Consider the following 17,091-nt stretch of genomic DNA (forward strand, 5'->3'; position numbering starts at 1 on the left):
TGTGCTAAATTGCGCGCCATTAATGGCCAACCCGACGATGGCGCATGGTACCTTTTTCCCGCTTTGAAGCCAAAACTCTGTTAAAACTGACCGGCCCTATTATGCTGGCTCAGCTGACCCAGACCATGATGTATTTTGTCGATACTGTGATGGCCGGCCGGTTCAGTGCTACCGATATGGCCGCGCTGGCGGTAGCATCCGGCCTGTGGCTACCGGTGGTACTGACCATGCAGGGCCTGCTGTTAGCATTAACGCCTATTGTCGCACAGTATTTTGGCAGCAGACAAACCGAGCCGGTAAGCCATTTTACCCTGCAAAGCCTGTATCTGGGAATGCTGCTTGCAGGCTTATTATTTATCCTGATGCTGTTTGCCGATATTCCGATAGGCATGCTGGATATGGAGCCGGCGCTTCGCGATAAAACCCTGCAATATCTTTTTTATGTCAGCTGGGGCCTGTTTCCGGCCGCCGGTTATATTGTTATCCGTAATTTATTTGAAGGCATAGGTAATACCAAAGCCAGTATGTGGATCAGTTTTGTCGGCATTCTGGTGAATATTCCGGCTAACTATATCTTTATTTACGGCAAATTAGGCATGCCGGCCTTAGGCGGCGCCGGTTGTGGCATTGCTACCAGCCTGGTGTTTCTGGCCATGTTTATTGCCATGCTGGTGTACGGCTGGTTCAGCCGCACCACCCGGCCCTACCGGCACTGGCCGAAGCAGCTGAGCGCCAATGTAAAAGACATCTGGTATATCGTTTGCCTGGGCACCCCCATTGCTTTTTCTATCTTTTTTGAGGTAACGCTGTTTGCCTGTATTCCGCTGGCGATAGTGCATCTGGGACCGATAGTGGTGGCCGGCCATCAGGTGGCGAATAACTACAGCGCGCTGGTATTTATGCTACCGCTTAGTTTTGGTCTGGCGACCACTATCCGGGTTGGTCATTTAGTCGGCCAGCAGAATAATAAAGAGCTGAAAGTCGCCATCAGCACCGCGCTGTGTCTGGCAATATTTATGTCGTTTTTTATCGCCAGTTTTACCTTTTTTATGCGCAGCTATGTCGCCTCACTGTATTCCACCAATCCGGCGGTGATTGCGATGGCCAGCTCGCTGCTTATTCTGGCCTGTTTTTACCAGTTATCTGACGCCATTCAGGTGGTGTCGGCCTGTGCCCTGCGCGGCATGAAAATTACCAAACCGGTGTTTTACATAACCCTGTTTGCTTACTGGCCAATCGGTTTTGGACTCGGCGCCGTATTAGGCTTAACTGACTGGCTGGTAGCGCCAATGGGTGCCCATGGCTTCTGGATAGGTATTATTATTGGCCTGAGTACTGCGGCTATTATGCTGGCATTTATCCTCAGAAAGCATATCAGAAGGATTGATCATGAAATTCAGCACGCTGCTGATCATGGTGTTACTGACTAGCCTCAGCGGCTGCAGCAAACCTGACAGCGAAGCAAAGTTAACTGATTATCAGCAGCGCTTAAGCCGGGTGCTGCAGCTTAGTGACATTACCGTGCAACCAGAGCCGGTCGCCGTGTTACCGCGGCCAAGTGAGCTCAGACAGCCTTTGCCCGATATCCGGGTTGATTTACGCGACGCCTGGGCCAGCCGGGAATGCAGCCTGGATCAGCTGATTGGCGAGCGCAACAGCGTCCTTGGCCGGGTGTATCCGCCCAGCAAGCAACTGAATTATGAACTGAGGCTACTGGCGCGCTTAAAACAGTGTCAACAGCAGGACATCAGCCCGGCACTGCAGCAGCAAATCAGCAGCTGGCAGAGTGAAAAACAACAAAGCATTGCTGTCGCGCTTAACAATATGCTGCTGGCCGATGATACCCTGCGCCGGCAATGGCAGGGCAGTAATCAGCAATTAATCAGCGGCGACAGCAGCGGCTTTGTCCCCGGCAGCAGTGCGCTGAATAAGCTGATTGAACTGAGCACACTGATCGCACAGCAGCAGTGGCAACAGGCCGCGGCGCTTGATATTGAACAAAGTCTGGCCGATTTGTATCGGCACGACTTTCTGGCAAAGCTGCAGCACAGTCTGCGTTACAGTGCAGCCTGGTTCAGCCAGCTTAACCCGAAGCTGCTGGCGATTGCGCCGGAAAGTTTGTGTCCGCAAGGGCGCAGCACTGAGCAGCTGAGCATTTTAACCACGGTATTTCGTAAGTTTTTTATTGGTCAGGTGCAGGCGCACTTAGCAGAGCTGAGCCGCTTTTATAACGAAAGCTGGCCGCTAATTGCCAAGCTGTACCAGGACACGCCGATTTATCCGGCGCTGCAACAACGTTATCAGCAGCCGGCAGAGCAACTGCAGCAGCAACTGCTGCTGCATGTGAAGTGGTGGCAACAACTCAACCAGGTATGCCCGGTTAATCTTACCCAAAGCCCGGACTGAGCCGGGCTGACAGGGCTTATTTTTGGTTTTACTAAAAGCGCAGCTTACTTTTCGTATTGCTGATACGGCATGCCCTCTGTCCACCACTTCGGTGCCGGCGCTCCTTTTAAGTAGTGATCGAAGAACTCACGCATTTTAATGCTGTAGTCCAGCTTATTCGCATAGCGCTGCAAATGATGCGGCTCATTTTCATAGTGCAGCATTACCACGTCTTTGCCTAAGCGGCGCAGCGCCAGGTAATACTCAATGCCCTGCTCCCACGGCACCGCACCATCGTCGTCGCCAAACTGGATCAGCATCGGGGTATTAATTTTATCGGCAAAAAATACCGGTGAATTATCAATATAGGGCTTTACGTCGTCGTACATCGACACGCCAAGCCGGCTCTGGCCGGTTTCATACTGAAACTGGCGGGCCAGGCCGCTCTGCCAGCGAATGCCGCTGTAGGCACTGGTCATATTAGCCACCGGTGCCCCCGAAACGGCTGCTGCAAACATGTCAGTTTCGGTTACGACAAAGGCCGTCTGATAACCTGACCAGCTATGGCCATGTAAGCCAATTGCCTGTGGATCGGCCACGCCCATATCAATTAACTTTTGCAGACCCGGCACTAATGATTCGGTGGCACTGGGACCAGGTGCTGCCGGTCTGAAATGAATGTCGGGCAGAAACACCAGATAATCCTGGCCCAGATAATACGGGAAGTTCGGCCGGTGATTGACCTTCATCTGATTATAATGATGCAGCCGCTGCGAGAATTTCTCGTAGTAGTACACAACTACCGGGTACTGCCTGGCCGGATCATAGCCATCCGGGGTTAGTAACACGCCCTGCAATGGCTCGCCAGTAGCGCTGGTCCATTCAATTAAATGGCTGTCCCCCCAAATAAATTCTGCCTGCTGCGGGTTAACATCAGTCAGCTGGCGCCGCTGATTGAAATCGGCACTGGCCAGCCATAAATCAGGAAACTGCCTGAAACTCTGCTCGGTAAATAAGTAATGCCGCTTCGCCTCACTGAAGTCTTCCAGGGTTTCGACAACGTCATAGCGTTTTTTGCCCTGCAGAAGTACCGTCAGCTCACCATTCAGCTCACTATTGGTGGCATCAGCGGATAAGGTAAGCCGGGCAAAACCGTATTGTTTGGTGTCTTCGTTATACATTTGCAGTAAATGGGCTGCTGCCGGGTCGACTGCCAGCGCATCATCCTTTTGCTGCAAGCGGTATTGCTGCTTAGCCGTTCTGCCGTCTGTCAGTTTTTGCATGCCGCCACCAGGGCTCAGCGCCCAGATATCAAACCGGTCATACACCAGTACCGCCGACTCATCGGCTAACCAGCCTGCCACACCATAACTTTCGGCAGCCATTGGCCGGTCGTTCTGCTCATCTACCCAGGATACAGGTGCAGCGACCGCCAGCTGCACGGTAGTGCCGGTTGCGCTGTCAAACAACTGGTACTGCTCATCTTGCAGATAGACAACGTAACGGCCTGATGGTGATAAATGGGCCGACTCATGGCTGCGGTTAGCGCTGAATACCCGCTGACGCTTGCCGCTGCGTAAATTAACATGCCAGATATCGTGCAAGCGGCCATCCCAGCTCAGCTGTTTTAAATAAGGCCGGCCGCTGCTGATAAGCTGCGCGTCAGTATGCTCAGTAAGCTGCAGTTGCTCGTCGATATCATCACTTAATACGACCATCTGTAAGCTGTCCAGCCAGATAACAGCCGGCGCAGTGCGCTTTAACGCCTGCTTGTACTCTGCTTTTTGCTGGCTGTTAATCCGCTCATCATCGCCATGCCATACCTGCAAGCGCCGGTCGGCCAGCAGCCGCTCCACGTTATACAGCTCAGCCTCAGTTTGCGGCGGTTCAATTTTTGCCGGTTTGTCACCGCTATCCGGCCGGTGGCCGATAAACAGCCGCTTACCATCTTCGCTCCAGCGCGGCGCATAATGCTCGCTTAGCAGCCAACCTGCGCGCTGAGTATTAAGCTGCTGCGCGCTGTCATCTCCCTGTGACCAGAGCCATAGCTGCTGGGCTGCTTCCGCCTGGTTTGAGGCCTTTAACTGCTCGCTGTCGGGCCCGCTGAAAAATACCAGCTGACTGCCCTGCTGATTAAATTTCAGCTGTTGCAGCTTTTGTGCTGTTGCACCATGTGCAGTGAACCGGCTGTCAGCAGCGCTGTCCCAAACCAGCAGCCGCTGCTGTGCGGGTTGTTTGTCTGCTTGCGGGCCGGCGTTCTCTGTTGCTTCCAACTCAGCAATCCAGGCCACCATTGAACCCTCTGCCGCCACCGCAAAATCGGTTACCTGAGCCAGGGTTTGCAAGGTACCGCTGGCTAAATGCAGCGCCTGCAGGGTTTGTGTGCGGTCTTTGCTGTCCGCCTTACGCACCAGTAACAATGCGGTGTGGCCATCACCGGTAAATGCAAAGCGATCAATATTGGCGATAACCCGCTGCTCGCCCGTTTCACTGTTTACCAGTACTGCATTTTGCGCCAGTGCTTCACGCGCTTTTTTATCAGCAGCCTGCTCGCGCTCTAAGAGCGGCGCGCGTTGGCGAAACAGCGCAAAACTGCCATCGGCATTAAGCTGGCCCTTATCGCCGCGCTCAACACTGAGCTGTTTGCCACTTTGTAAAACAACCAGATAACCGGTGCTGTCGCCAAAATCAGGCGCAGCGGTATACACCATAAACTGCTGGTTTTCGCTAAGCTGGCGCTCTTTAATTTCCCGAAACTTCATAATGTCGGTCAGCTCAAGTGGCCGCAAACCGGTCGTTGCAACGCTACTGGCAGCAATAGCGCCAGAGGTAATTTCAGCCTGGGGCGTTGTGCTCTGCAACTGGCTGCAGCCAGCACTGACAATCAGCAGTAACATAGCCGCACTAAAGCGCAAAGGTCGGCGTAAGCCGTTGCTCGTTCTAATCATAAATTCCTCGAAAGCCTGCTTATCTGAATTATTGTTCTGCCAGGCGACATATCTTACGGTGGGCCAAAGTTAACATAGGCGACGATAAATGTGTGCAGCGAAGGGGCTGACTGCGGCAAAGATACGACCAAAACCTGCAGAGTTGCGGTTAAATACCGGCTGACAGGCTAAAATTCAGCCAAACGTTAAGCGAAACACGAAAAACACTTGCCAACCCGTCAGCAGCACAATAACATAGCCGCCGTTGTCAGCCAGACTGTTTACTCTTTATAGAGGCATAGCGGCCGGCAACCCAAGTGTGCGTCCTTAGCTCAGCTGGTTAGAGCACTACCTTGACATGGTAGGGGTCGGTGGTTCGAGTCCACTAGGACGCACCAATAATTCCAATAAAAGCAGCGCCTTATCGGCGCTGTTTTTGTTTAGGCTTTACTTGTATAAAAATATTATCAAAATTTTATAAAAATACAGTAGTGCACTGTATAAGCAAAATTAGTTAATTGTCAGCCTGGTATCGGCTGCTTTCAGCGTAACCGTGTCACCCTCAACTAAGCCAGATCGCGGTGTAGTCATCGCGATAATATGTATCGCGACATCATCGGAATTATAAACGCTGAAGTGTGTAGCTGTTGCCGTCGCGGCAGGAACTACAGTTTCCACGTCAGAAGATAGTTGCCGGAAGTCGGTACCATCAGCTGCAGTTTCAAAGCTACATGCTTGCAAAGCACCGATCCGGTTATTTGACGCTGTGGCGTTTGGCGCCGCAGTATGTTTAACCACTTTTACTGGCTCAGTGTTGCCGCCGTTCAAAAATAAAACCTTACCTGCTGCTGTTAACATGCTTCGATCCTCTCAAATGTTTCTTTAAATTCAATTTCACCGGAATGTGGCATACAGGGTTTACCATCTATCAGTAGCCACACTTCGAACTGATAAACGTTTTTGTAACTGGGGTTTGCTTCAAGCGGGGCAGTAAAAAGCCCCGGGGTGAAACTGCCGCCGTTGCACAGATTTACTTTCTGTATTTCCCTGCCAGAACGGATCAGGGTAAAGGTGGCCGCGTCGACTGCTGGTACCGGTTCACCGGTGGCCAGTTCAACAGGGAATTCCAGATCGTAAGACTGGTTTTGATTTAACTGCATTTACGTGCCCTCTAAACGATACCAGTTCTGAACCTGGCCACTGTTGATACCTTGCCAATGTTAAAGCGCTTTTTATTCTCGATTACTGCTGCTGGCCAGCGGGCTATGCCAATGATTAAGGGTTCACCTTCATCACCACCCTGCCCACTGATAGTGAAGCTGCCAACACCTGAAACTAAGGTTTGCCGGGATGCATTGCCCAAGCCTGAGAATTGCAGTGCACCAATGCCACTAACAGCAGATTGCCGGCTGATGCCACCCTGCCCTGTTAGCTGAAATTCACCTGCACCAGCTGCTGTTGTCTGGCGAGATATGGCGCCCTCACCAGATACGGTAAACGTTCCAATGCCGCCAGCATCGTAATTGGTTCCAACGGGATCAGGCCCGGTGTCTTCGTAATAGCCGCCCTCGCCGCTAACAATGAAGCTACCAACACCACTTACAAAGGTTTGACGGTATAATTGCCCCAAGCCGCTGAAAACAGCTAAACCGATGCCTCCGGCCGGAGATCCGCGGCTAACTGCACCAACACCTGATATTGAAAAGCTGCCAACGCCAGCCGTCTCGGTTTGCCGTGAAACACCACCAATGCCGGATATAGTGAAATTACCAATACCGCCAACGTCGTAGTTTGTGCCGGCTGATGCACCTGACCACTGATTCAGTGGCCCCCAGGTGTTAAGCATTGGTCAGCACTCCGTAGATTACAGCTCCGTTTGGCGGATCCACGATGTAACCGGCGATAGCGGTGCCAAGGGCTAAATCTACTTCGTACTGAGCCTGACCATCAACAAAAGCAATATCGTCCTGCACTATCTGTTCACCGGTTGAAGCAAGGCAAAGGTTTACGGTGTATGTGCCGTCAGGTAAGCCGGATATATTCAGGGGCAGAAATGTTGCGGGCGGTGTGTAAAACATACCATCAGCATCAGCAGCGGCTAGGGTTTTAGCCCAATTAACACCGATGTTTTGATAGTTCGATAGTGAAGTATCGCCGCGCCCGTGTGTTTCAGCCGCTGTCGTAAAAGTAGCGCCAAGATTAATCAAGGCCCATTTTGCCAACGTGCCATCTTGGTCGGATTCGTCATAAATACCAGTGCTGCCAAAAACAATTTCACCTAATTCGATAAATCTTGCTGTATTAGCTTGAATAGGGGCATACACCAAGAAATTATCTGAACGTGATGACGCGCCATGCCAATCAAAAACAACGTCAACCGCACCGGCTGTATCTGCTACTATTGCGTTTTTAGTCGCTGCAATTTCAGCAAGCACTGGTGTAGTAACCCAGTCTCGATTAGGGTCAGTGCTTCTGCTTGGATTGTGCCGACGATGGCCTGAAAAAATACCATTTGGGCTGATGTTGAAATAAACATAATAATCAAAGTTTGCTCTATCTCTGACCGCTTCAGCATCTGTTGAATCAAGTATGTAATCAACAAAAGATTTAAACGCCCACCAAGCTTGAGCCTCACCCATTGCGTGCTGACCATACGTAATCAGCGCTTTACGTTTCGGGCCACCGTCAGTAGTCGAGCCACCAAATTCAAATTTAAGGGCGAACATATCATGGCCGCCGCACTGCCTGCCGTTTTCATCTACTTCAGCTGGACTTGTGAAATAAACACCGCCCGAATCGGCTGAGCCAGTTGGCGAAACAATGCCGGGGTAGTCAGCCAACAATGAGGCCGCATAAGGTGCCGCTGCTGCTTGCTGCCCTAGGGGATTAGTTACAATATAAACCCGGCCCGCTGGAAATGGGTCTGTAAATTGAAACTCAATAGTGCCGGTAGCACCACCAATTAAACTGCGACTTGGTGCTTGTGTGTAGTTTATAAAATCCTGCGTCCAAGATGGTAAGTACGTCGATAATGGCGTATCGAATTTAAACGCCATATCGTCCCGGTCTAACGATATTACAGGGCGCACCCCTTCGGCATTTTCGACCGCAAAGTGTGTTATCGTCCAGCCACTACCATTGGTGCCTGTTATTGCAGCGGGCCTTGATAAAACATTAATTATTGGTTCGGCGCTTGCCGGGTTAGTTATTGTAGTTAATGTTTGGCTTACATTACCGCTGTCAAAATCAGTCACTAAAACAATTTCAGCTGGTGCTGCGTCAGTGGTTTCAGAAACTACAGCAGACCACGGTCCATCACCAGCGGCGTTATATGCTCTTACTCGGAAATCATATCCTGTTAATTCAGTTAACCCCGCAGTGTCAGCCGTTAAAACATTGCCAACATCGGTAGCAACGCTGTCAACTTCCAAATCATAACCCGTGGCACCAGCAACCGATTCCCATGTAGATGTAATTTCAGTGTCAGATATTGCAATAGGGGTTAAATTTGCTGGGGCTGTTGCCGGTGGTGATACTGGAACAGCTTCGGTGGTAAATGCATTACTGGTTATAATGTTAGAGTTTTCACCCTGAACAAAATGCCAGTAGTAAGTTGTTTCAGCAGTTAGGCCGGTAGCGCTGAATGATTGCGCTCCTATTACTGTTACCGCTGGCGTTACCGCATAAACTGCACCTGTACCAGCTATAATATCGGCTCTGCTTGGTGGTGTTGCGCTGGCTGTTACCACTGCACTGATTGACGTACCTGTTGTGTCAGTAGTCACTGAGCCATCAGCTGTTGTATCACTGGTTTCAGTGCCAGTTGCAGCTGATAAAGTTGGTGTTACGCCGCCCGGAGGGTCAGGTAAATCAGCACCTGTACCAATAGCGTAAAACAGCACATCAAAATCAGCTTCGCCTGAAAATTTGAATATACCAATCCAGTTATTTGCGTTTGAGGCATTAGCCGTTTCTGTGCCGGATGTTAGCGGAGTTCCGTTTAAATCGTTAGCAGCATATAGAGTTGACGTGTAAGTTGTTCCGCTTGTTACTTGCTTCAGCCAGTAAATGCCATTTTGCACCCAAGCTTCACCGGGGGAGGCATAAAGCACAGTGGCTGAACCAGCGGTATATTTAATTTTAGAAATGCGGCCGCGTTCGCCGGTAATGTTCGACCCGCGATTAAATGCGCTTACATTAACCGTTTCACTGCCAGCTGAACCGCTACCGCGTGATGCTAAACCGCCAAACGTTGTAGCGGCACCACCATCATGTGGGTTATTAATTCGTATCAGAGAAATCTGCGTTACAGTTGCTCTGTCTGGGTCGGCGTTTATGGCGTTATAGCTAAAAAAGGTGCGGGCTGTACTCGCCCCCCTAATATTGATAGCTTTGCCGCTTGGTGAATCAACATCATCGGTGACGCCAATAGTGACACCTGATGTTGTAAAACGACTGGTAAAACCAGGTGGTAAACCAGCACCAACCGGTAAGCCCAAAACTATATCGCCATATTTAGCCATTAAACTGCACTCTCAAACTGAATTTCTTTGTTATTAAAACTGATACCAGGCAATGGCTTGCTGTGCGTAAGCGCATAACAGAAGTTCACGCCAATAAAGCTTATGTGTTTTGCTTCGAACATTTGCGAGCAATAAGCCAGGTATTCAGAGCAGAACCATTTTTCCGGATCAGCCCAGTGGTGAGGGATGAATGGCAATCCAATTACCACGGCGCCCATTAAGTCGTATTCTTTACCCTGTTGTGACTCTGCCCGACGGTAAGCTTCGGCGCGGCAAATTACTGGGAAGAACCCTTCCTCCCAGTACGTCGCCCTCGCCTTAAATTCCTGTATTGGTGTTTTGATAACACCGTAACCGCCACGGGCCTCGTACACGAACGTGCCGCATTTACTGACAATAGCTACATGACTAAAAGGGCAAATTAACGCGCCCTTATCCAGCAGCCGTATGGCGTAGCTAAATGGCTTGTTGTTGCGGGAGTAGATAACTGGGATTGTTTGCACTAAAGCGCCCCTGAATTAAACCGCGGCCAATTAAAAAGCCGGGCATTTAGCTCCGGCTTCTTCAATGAAATACTTATTATTTGGTAACTACATTCACCATGTAATATTTAAAATGTAATTATCAATACTCTCTTTGCTTTCCAGTGCCAGAATAGCGTCCTTATGATCACGGCATTTATAAACCAGTGCTGCTTTGTGGTGCGCTACTGCAGCACCAAGCGCAGCTAAATCCTGCAAGTTCATTGGTACGGTAACATTGTCTTCTGTTAGCCATTGCGTTGTAAACTGCTGGCCAGCTGCTGCGGCAAGTTGAGCAACCTGAATAGCGCCCATTAAATCTGCAATATTTCGCTCAGCGGTTTGGTAACGATAACCTGCATGATCAACACCCGCGGCAATTAGCCGGTCGCGCTCAGTATTAAGCCACTGGTTTTTAGTAGCAATGTATTCGGCCAGCTTGTCATCAGCCGTTTTTACCGTTTCCCATTTAATCATTTAGCACCTCTGACACTGGTTCGGGATCTTGTTGCACGGGCTTATAAATAATTGGGTCTGGGCATTCGCCTTCTGTTACGACAAAGGTATAGCTCGCCCAGTCGGTAGGCTGGTTATCTTCGGCCAGCTTGGCGTTGTATTGGTATTCCAGTGTAAATTGCAGTTCACTGTTTACTCGGCTGATATTACCAATAAAAGGGCTGTCTGCTTCGACTGTTGCACCATCGGGCAAAGGTGCTAAATCGTAGGTTTCGCTGCGATAAGTAACCGTGTCGCCGGCTACAACAGGTAACTGATCAGCTATCGCTGATGCAATGGGTGATAATACTATTTTCATAGTTGTTCCTTAGTACCAGCGGCCGATTGCGATTAGAGATGCGATCGGTTGCGTGTTTTCCAAAGTGCCTCTGTATAAAGCAAAAGTTGTTGTTGTTGCGTCCGTACCTCCAGTTCCAAGTCCACCCCAACAACCACCTGCACCACCCGCCTCGGATACGGAAACAGTTGGTGGTGCCACAAATGAAACGGGGAGTGTCCATAAATTGGAACCTGTCCAGAACAAGTTGCCGATAGGGTTGTTGATAGCCAAAGCTGTTTGTCTGTTGGTGAAACAAATCTGCGTACCATCCGCAAACCGAACATATCCACCATTGGCATTACTTCCACGCTGGATTATTGCACTTTGGTTTCCGCCTTGTGCCACTGTGCCGACAAAGGCTGCGCCGTTGGCTGAGGTTAGTTTGCCGCTTGAATCAATGCGCATACGCTCAATGTCAGACGTCAAAAGCCTGAGTATACCAGCAGCGCCATTTATAAATCCGTTGCCGCTATCAGCCCCCAACCGCAGGCCATTGGCGCCACTTTGCCTGTAATCCGTAAAGCTGCCTGTCACGCCATCCAAAGATTGCGTTAAATATCCTGCTATATTCGGCGCGCTGCTGTTTCCTATTGAAAAGTTACCTGCGGCATCTAATTTTAAAGTTTGAAGCCATGGCAATAGTGTACCGCCCGTTATATGCCTTTCATACGTTGCACCATTGTAAGTCCACAAAATTTGGGTTGCACTATTTGTATCAGCCCACTTAGCATGAAGAACCTTAGCGCCGTCAATGTTTACTCCAGCGGGGCCGCCTGTCGTTGATGGACCACAGTTTAAAAATTGCGTTGTGTTTATTGCGCCTAAATCACCGCCAAAAACCGCAGTGTTGCCCGTTGCCCCCAACCCAAAATCACCCACCTTCATCAACCGGCCTGCTGTCGTATCAGTGGCACTGGTGGTTACAGTGGCGAACGCTGCTGAACCTAACGCCTCCGTTAACGGCCGCCACTGGCTGGTAAACTGGTCGTAGTATATTTGCTCACCCACCCGGTAGGCGCGGCCGCCCATTGTGCCGGCTACGCTTATGCGGTATTGCTGCGAACCTGTACCCTCTGCCGGCGCTGCCGGAAAATCACCCCCTGCAGCTGACCAGTTGCCCATAAAAGAAAAAGCGCCCTGTAAGGCGCTTTCGCTGGCTTCGGCTAAGTTTCTAAGCTTAACCACCGCATCGGCCAAACCTTCCCAGCTCATAAACGCCAGCAACGATGCTGTGGTGGTTGGGTCGGTCCAGTTACGGCGCAGGGTTATTGTGCTATTGCCACTGCCATCTGGTGATGTGCCGCTTATTGCGTCTACCAATTGCCGGGTACCCAGGGCAACGATTGAGCCTGATTTTAACCAACTGCAGTCTACGCCACCGGTAACGTTAATAATATTACTGCCGTTAGTAGCAGTAGCGCTGACGCTATAAAGCGGCTTTACGGGGGTAAGTGCCATTATTCCTCACTTATAATACTTAAATTCTGAGTGCCGTTTGGCAGTACTGGCGTTGTATGTGTTACCCGCAAGCGGTAACGCCGGTTCGCCGTGCTAAGAAGGTTGTCGGTAAAGGTAAAGGAACCCGTAAGTGTCCAGCTTGAAAGGTATTCACCACCCTCCTGCAAGCAATTGTACTGGCCCGTCATAACGTGGGATGCCACTTGCTGCCAGCTGCTACCATTCCAGCGGTCTAAGTACATTGTTCCAGTTGGGTTGGAACTTACCGGGCACGTACCAGAGCCAGACTGGCCTTTACTGGCACCAAAACTACATTTAATGGTAATGGTGCCGCCATTACTACCGTATGATCCTGTCTCGACCTCAGTGTTTGCGCCAAGTTGGGTTGACTGCTGAGCATTGCGAAGAGTACCGGCCAGTATTGAGCCAGAAAAATACACTTGATCATCTGCACTGTAGTAGTAGCTGGCATTGCCTTTTAGCAGCCCGCTTAGAATTGGCTGGTTAGTACTGGTATCCCAATTAACGCCGTTAATTTTTTTACCTTTCCATTCCAGTAAATTGTGCGGGCCAAATGGGGTTTGGCTTTCAATGCTCATAGCTGTGGCGCCAATCATCCGAATAGTACCGCCATTAATTTGCGCATTGCGCATATTAACGTTACCGGAAGTGTCTACTGCGAATAGTGCGTTGGTCAGATTCTTGGTTCCGGTGCCATACCAAAAAGGGTAAGTGCCGGTGCCCATTTCTGCCCGGTAACCGCTGTTGGCTGTTTTAAAGTTAGCTGCAATTAAATCGCCGTTATATACCCAGCGGCCAGTGCCGGTGTCGTAATACATTTGCACTACGCCAGCAGTATTGGTTAGCCGCATTGTATCGGCACGGAACTCCAGAGTGTTGGTAGCGCCATCTACTACAACGCCGTTTACCCGGGCCACCCCACCAGACACGTTGGTAACACCAAAAAACGCCCTGGCGCTAACGTCGCCGAGCTCGTTAATGGTGGCCTGCAGTGATAGCTGCGCTGAACCCAGTTCATCATTAATTCCGCTTACAGTGGACTGCAGTGTTGTTAATGATGATACGGCACCGTCGGCGGTGCTTTTAGCCTGCTGCGCTAGCTGGTTAGTTGCACTTAAACCGGTGGTAGCATTATTGACGGTAGCGGTTAGCGAATTAACCGACGATGCGGCACCATCAGCCGTGGTTTTAGCTTGCTGTGCCAGCTGATTAGTTGCACTTAAACCGGTGGTAGCGTTATTAACAGTGGCTGTAAGCGAGTTAACAGAACTAACCGCACTATTTGCCGTTGACTGTGCGTTATCTGCTGAGTCTTGCGCTTCATTAGCTAAAATTTCAACCTGCTGTACAAAACTGACAGTACCGGTTAACCCTAAATCAAGGTTTTCAACTTCGTTCTGGATCTGGCTTATGCTGCTGGTATTGCCATCAGCAGTAGTTTTCGCCTGTTGCGCCAGGCTAAACGATGCGCTTAGTCCGGTAACAGGGTTAGTAACAACGCCCTGCAGCGCCACCAACGCATCGCTGTTACCTTGCAAGTCAGTGGTAACCTGCTGTATCTGGGTTAATAACGAAGCATCTGCCGCATTTAGCTCCAGTATTGCAGCTGCTCTTACTTGCCCTTCCTGAGCAATAAGAAAGTCAGTGCGCTTTATTTCAGCCCGGTTTTCCTGCTCCCCGATAACCGACATTACATCGTAAAGCACCTGCACACGAGGATCTTCTGTATCTGCCGCGTTAACTGTGGCAATACTGTCATCTATTAGCTGCTGCACTTCAACATCGGTCGGCACATCGACCAGAGCGGCTTCAACGGTTTGCTGCAGTTCAGTGTTTACCGCCGTTACGACATCATCAAATATTGATGCGCCAACGTCTTCGCCAATAAGGTCGACAATATTGGCGCCATTAGCTGTTGTGGTGGTTGTACGGCTTATCCAGGCGGAGGTGCCCAGTGCGTTAACGGTTCGTGCAAATATGGTGTATTCCGTACTGTGTGCCAAGCCGGTAAAAATAAGGCTGATACCACGGCCGCGAACGGTGGTGGTGTCGCCTATAGCAAACTCGAACTGGGTACCCAGCCCGGCACCGGCAAGTACCGGCCTTGCTTCAATTTCAAAGTTACCCCGGGTGAACTGTATTTCAGTTGGCGGTTGTGGCTGAACTAAGTTAAAGGCAATAACCGCTGGCGGCGATAAGGTATTAAGCGTGCTAAGGGCAAACACTGATATGGTGTATTCGCCGGCATCAAGTAACGGCAGCACCATTGCCCTGACTATGGTTTCTTCGCTGAAGAACTCGCCCTCTGCGTTTGATATTTTTACCCGGAAACGGCGCACAAAGGCGTTGTTAGCCATTGACCAGGTGAGCCGGCCGCCGGTGGCCAGCGTTAGATCCGGCGCAATGCTTAAACCGGTTGGCGCGGGTATGTTAGTGGGGTCGCCCAGGTTGGTGCCGCCAATGCGTTCTTCGTAGGTGGTACCGCTCCATGGGTATATGGCGTTCTGGTGTTCAATAAACTCCAGCTCTACATCGCCATCGTCTTTTAATTTTACCTGCTCTACCCGGAACGGTTTAGCGTCCCAGCCGCGGGTATCATCGGTTATGCCTACGACGTCGCCGGGCTCAACCACAATAGCAGCCGGGCTGGCGGTGAAACCGCACTGCAGCTGAAAGCGACTACGCAGGGCAATGATCCGCGCCATTTGCAGCGCTTCTGCTTTGTTGGTAATGGTATTGAACTCGAAGTTCTGTTCCAGCAATACTCCGTTATCTTCGGCCAGCCATTCAGCAAAAAGCGGATCCTCACTGTCCGGATAGAATACTTCGTCACGCTCAAAATCCAGAGCTGCATTAGGGAACCGCACCACCACCCGGTTAAACCGGTCTTTCTTGCCGCCGCCGCTGCTTTTAATCTTGCCGGTAATGGTGGCATGGTTTAGTTGCTCGCTGCGGCCATGGCTAAAGTAAAACACCGGGCTGGCTTCGGTTTCTATTTGCAGGCGCAGCGAACCGCTGCCGATGGGCAAGCTGCCACGCATTGACGACAGCATCTGCTGCACGTTATTAAATACCGAAGTACCCGTATCTACATACGTATTGCTGCTAAACCGCTTGTGGCTATAGGTAGTTGGCGTGCCATTCTGAATTACAGTGCTGTTTACGGTTTCATCAGCAACGTTAGCAGCAGCAATAATGCTGGGCAGCACTAAGCGGCCACTGCTGAGGCCTTTGCCATAAACGGTATTTTGCAGGTAGTCCAGCAACTGGATGGCAGGGTTCTCGCTGTAAGCTGTGGTGTTTGACCTTGGGTCGTAAATTTTGCGGCCACGCACCCGGGCAGTAATTTCAGGCTCACCTCGCCAGATGCTTTGGTCTTTGTCCATTTGTAGCACAACGTATAAATACGCCAGCCCACTTAGCTTGTGGTCAAACCCCCAGTTAGGTATTGCAGAAACAGCCGGAAAGGATACCGCTTGATCTGCAGCACCTAAATAGCGGTGAACAGTAAACCACTTAGGGCTCGCCGGGTTGTTCTTGTCTTTGCGCCATTGGGGATCGTTTTCGCTTTTACCATCGAAGAAAACTTCCTCAATGGCGTCTATCTCGCCCTCACACAGCACGCATATTAAATGCAGAAGTTCGTTATCAGCACCGCCAGATAAGTCGGTAACGTACTTGTGTACTTTAATAACGCCTATTTTACGGGTGCCGTAAATTACCGGTATGGGGTGATCGCTGCCCTGCTTTTCAACTAATACGGCAGCCGGATCCTGCGGGTCTGGTACCTTAAATAACCAACCCAGAATTTTACGAAGCGGCGCAGTTAATAACTTAAATGCTTTTTTGAATACCTTAAGGATCATGCACCGCCCCACTTAATGTCTTTTTTAACCTGTGTAGAAAATTCAAGCCCTTTGTCTTGCGGGTAATAGCGGGTTTGGCTGTTCTGGGTAGTGCGGCGGCCACGGGGTGCTTCAAAGTCGGCCCACTCACTGGCCATACGAACGGTGCAGGTAGCACTGTCTTTGTCGTCTTGCACATCGGTACTGGTAATCAGCCAGGCATGCAGTAATACCGGATCGGGTATTACCTGGCCGAAAGGGTTTATATAAGCCCGGTAAATGTACACCGGCCGGTTAACCTGGTTGTTGCTCAGCATCAGTGCCACAATGCTTTGGTCTGCCGCGGTAAAGCTAAGGCCTATTTCACCAATGCGCAGCTCAGTGTTAAAACTGGGGGCATCAACACCCAGCAGCAGGCCGTTGGCGTCGAACGTTTCACCGTTCCAGTCAATATCAAAACCGGCCTCGGTAAAGCGAAGCACAGTATTGTTTGCCAGTTCCATGCGTATTAAATGGCAATAGTTGTGATCTCCGGCTATTGCAGCAGCGACTTGTGGCGTTGTTATAATCATTTAG

14 protein-coding genes and 1 tRNA gene are annotated in these 17,091 nt (G+C 50.4%); 4 read left to right on the forward strand and 11 right to left on the reverse strand.

The features are described 5' to 3' along the window. The first annotated feature begins 44 nt into the window (after positions 1-44). Positions 45-1,430, forward strand: coding sequence for an MATE family efflux transporter (locus R3187_RS13940; RefSeq protein WP_318967662.1), 1,386 nt, complete (start codon positions 45-47; stop codon positions 1,428-1,430). Further along, positions 1,390-2,406: a DUF3080 family protein gene (locus tag R3187_RS13945; protein ID WP_318967663.1), complete on the forward strand. Its 1,017-nt coding sequence runs from the start codon at positions 1,390-1,392 to the stop codon at positions 2,404-2,406. The genes R3187_RS13940 and R3187_RS13945 overlap by 41 nt, the downstream gene beginning before the upstream one ends. Positions 2,407-2,450: 44 nt before the next feature. Here R3187_RS13945 and R3187_RS13950 read toward each other — a convergent pair whose 3' ends face one another. Further along, positions 2,451-5,333 (reverse strand): S9 family peptidase, encoded by a 2,883-nt coding sequence (locus R3187_RS13950; RefSeq protein WP_318967664.1) that lies wholly within the window; start codon positions 5,331-5,333, stop codon positions 2,451-2,453. A 300-nt stretch (positions 5,334-5,633) separates the two neighbouring features. Here R3187_RS13950 and R3187_RS13955 point away from each other — a divergent pair. Continuing rightward, positions 5,634-5,710: transfer RNA gene (locus tag R3187_RS13955), tRNA-Val, on the forward strand. A 112-nt stretch (positions 5,711-5,822) separates the two neighbouring features. Here R3187_RS13955 and R3187_RS13960 read toward each other — a convergent pair. From R3187_RS13960 to R3187_RS13995, 8 genes are all read right to left on the reverse strand, one after another. Continuing rightward, positions 5,823-6,170 (reverse strand): hypothetical protein, encoded by a 348-nt coding sequence (locus R3187_RS13960; RefSeq protein ID WP_318967665.1) that lies wholly within the window; start codon positions 6,168-6,170, stop codon positions 5,823-5,825. Continuing rightward, on the reverse strand, positions 6,164-6,472 hold the full coding sequence (locus R3187_RS13965) for a hypothetical protein (protein ID WP_318967666.1): 309 nt from the start codon (positions 6,470-6,472) through the stop codon (positions 6,164-6,166). The genes R3187_RS13960 and R3187_RS13965 overlap by 7 nt, the downstream gene beginning before the upstream one ends. Positions 6,473-6,483: 11 nt before the next feature. After that, complete coding sequence (locus tag R3187_RS13970; protein WP_318967667.1) at positions 6,484-7,158, reverse strand: hypothetical protein; 675 nt, start codon at positions 7,156-7,158, stop codon at positions 6,484-6,486. Next, positions 7,151-9,835: a fibronectin type III domain-containing protein gene (locus R3187_RS13975; protein ID WP_318967668.1), complete on the reverse strand. Its 2,685-nt coding sequence runs from the start codon at positions 9,833-9,835 to the stop codon at positions 7,151-7,153. The genes R3187_RS13970 and R3187_RS13975 overlap by 8 nt, the downstream gene beginning before the upstream one ends. Continuing rightward, positions 9,835-10,338: a hypothetical protein gene (locus tag R3187_RS13980; RefSeq protein WP_318967669.1), complete on the reverse strand. Its 504-nt coding sequence runs from the start codon at positions 10,336-10,338 to the stop codon at positions 9,835-9,837. Before R3187_RS13980 ends, R3187_RS13975 begins: the two co-directional genes overlap by 1 nt. 93 nt (positions 10,339-10,431) lie before the next feature. Further along, positions 10,432-10,833, reverse strand: a complete 402-nt coding sequence (locus tag R3187_RS13985) for a DUF4376 domain-containing protein (protein WP_318967670.1) — start codon at positions 10,831-10,833, stop codon at positions 10,432-10,434. Then, entirely contained in the window at positions 10,826-11,170 is a 345-nt protein-coding gene (locus R3187_RS13990; protein WP_318967671.1) for a hypothetical protein, read from the reverse strand. Before R3187_RS13990 ends, R3187_RS13985 begins: the two co-directional genes overlap by 8 nt. Before the next feature lie 9 nt (positions 11,171-11,179). Beyond that, entirely contained in the window at positions 11,180-12,403 is a 1,224-nt protein-coding gene (locus tag R3187_RS13995) for a hypothetical protein (RefSeq protein WP_318967672.1), read from the reverse strand. A 58-nt stretch (positions 12,404-12,461) separates the two neighbouring features. On the opposite strand from R3187_RS13995, the gene R3187_RS14000 reads away from it, so the two are divergent. Next, positions 12,462-12,623, forward strand: coding sequence for a hypothetical protein (locus tag R3187_RS14000; RefSeq protein WP_318967673.1), 162 nt, complete (start codon positions 12,462-12,464; stop codon positions 12,621-12,623). A gap of 25 nt (positions 12,624-12,648) precedes the next feature. Here R3187_RS14000 and R3187_RS14005 read toward each other — a convergent pair whose 3' ends face one another. Both R3187_RS14005 and R3187_RS14010 read right to left on the reverse strand, forming a co-directional pair. Further along, entirely contained in the window at positions 12,649-16,536 is a 3,888-nt protein-coding gene (locus R3187_RS14005) for a phage tail protein (RefSeq protein ID WP_318967674.1), read from the reverse strand. Further along, positions 16,533-17,087, reverse strand: coding sequence for a hypothetical protein (locus R3187_RS14010; RefSeq protein ID WP_318967675.1), 555 nt, complete (start codon positions 17,085-17,087; stop codon positions 16,533-16,535). Before R3187_RS14010 ends, R3187_RS14005 begins: the two co-directional genes overlap by 4 nt. Positions 17,088-17,091 lie beyond the last annotated feature (4 nt).

Origin of the sequence: Arsukibacterium sp. (assembly GCF_033721375.1) — a bacterium.
GTDB lineage: Bacteria > Pseudomonadota > Gammaproteobacteria > Enterobacterales > Alteromonadaceae > Alishewanella.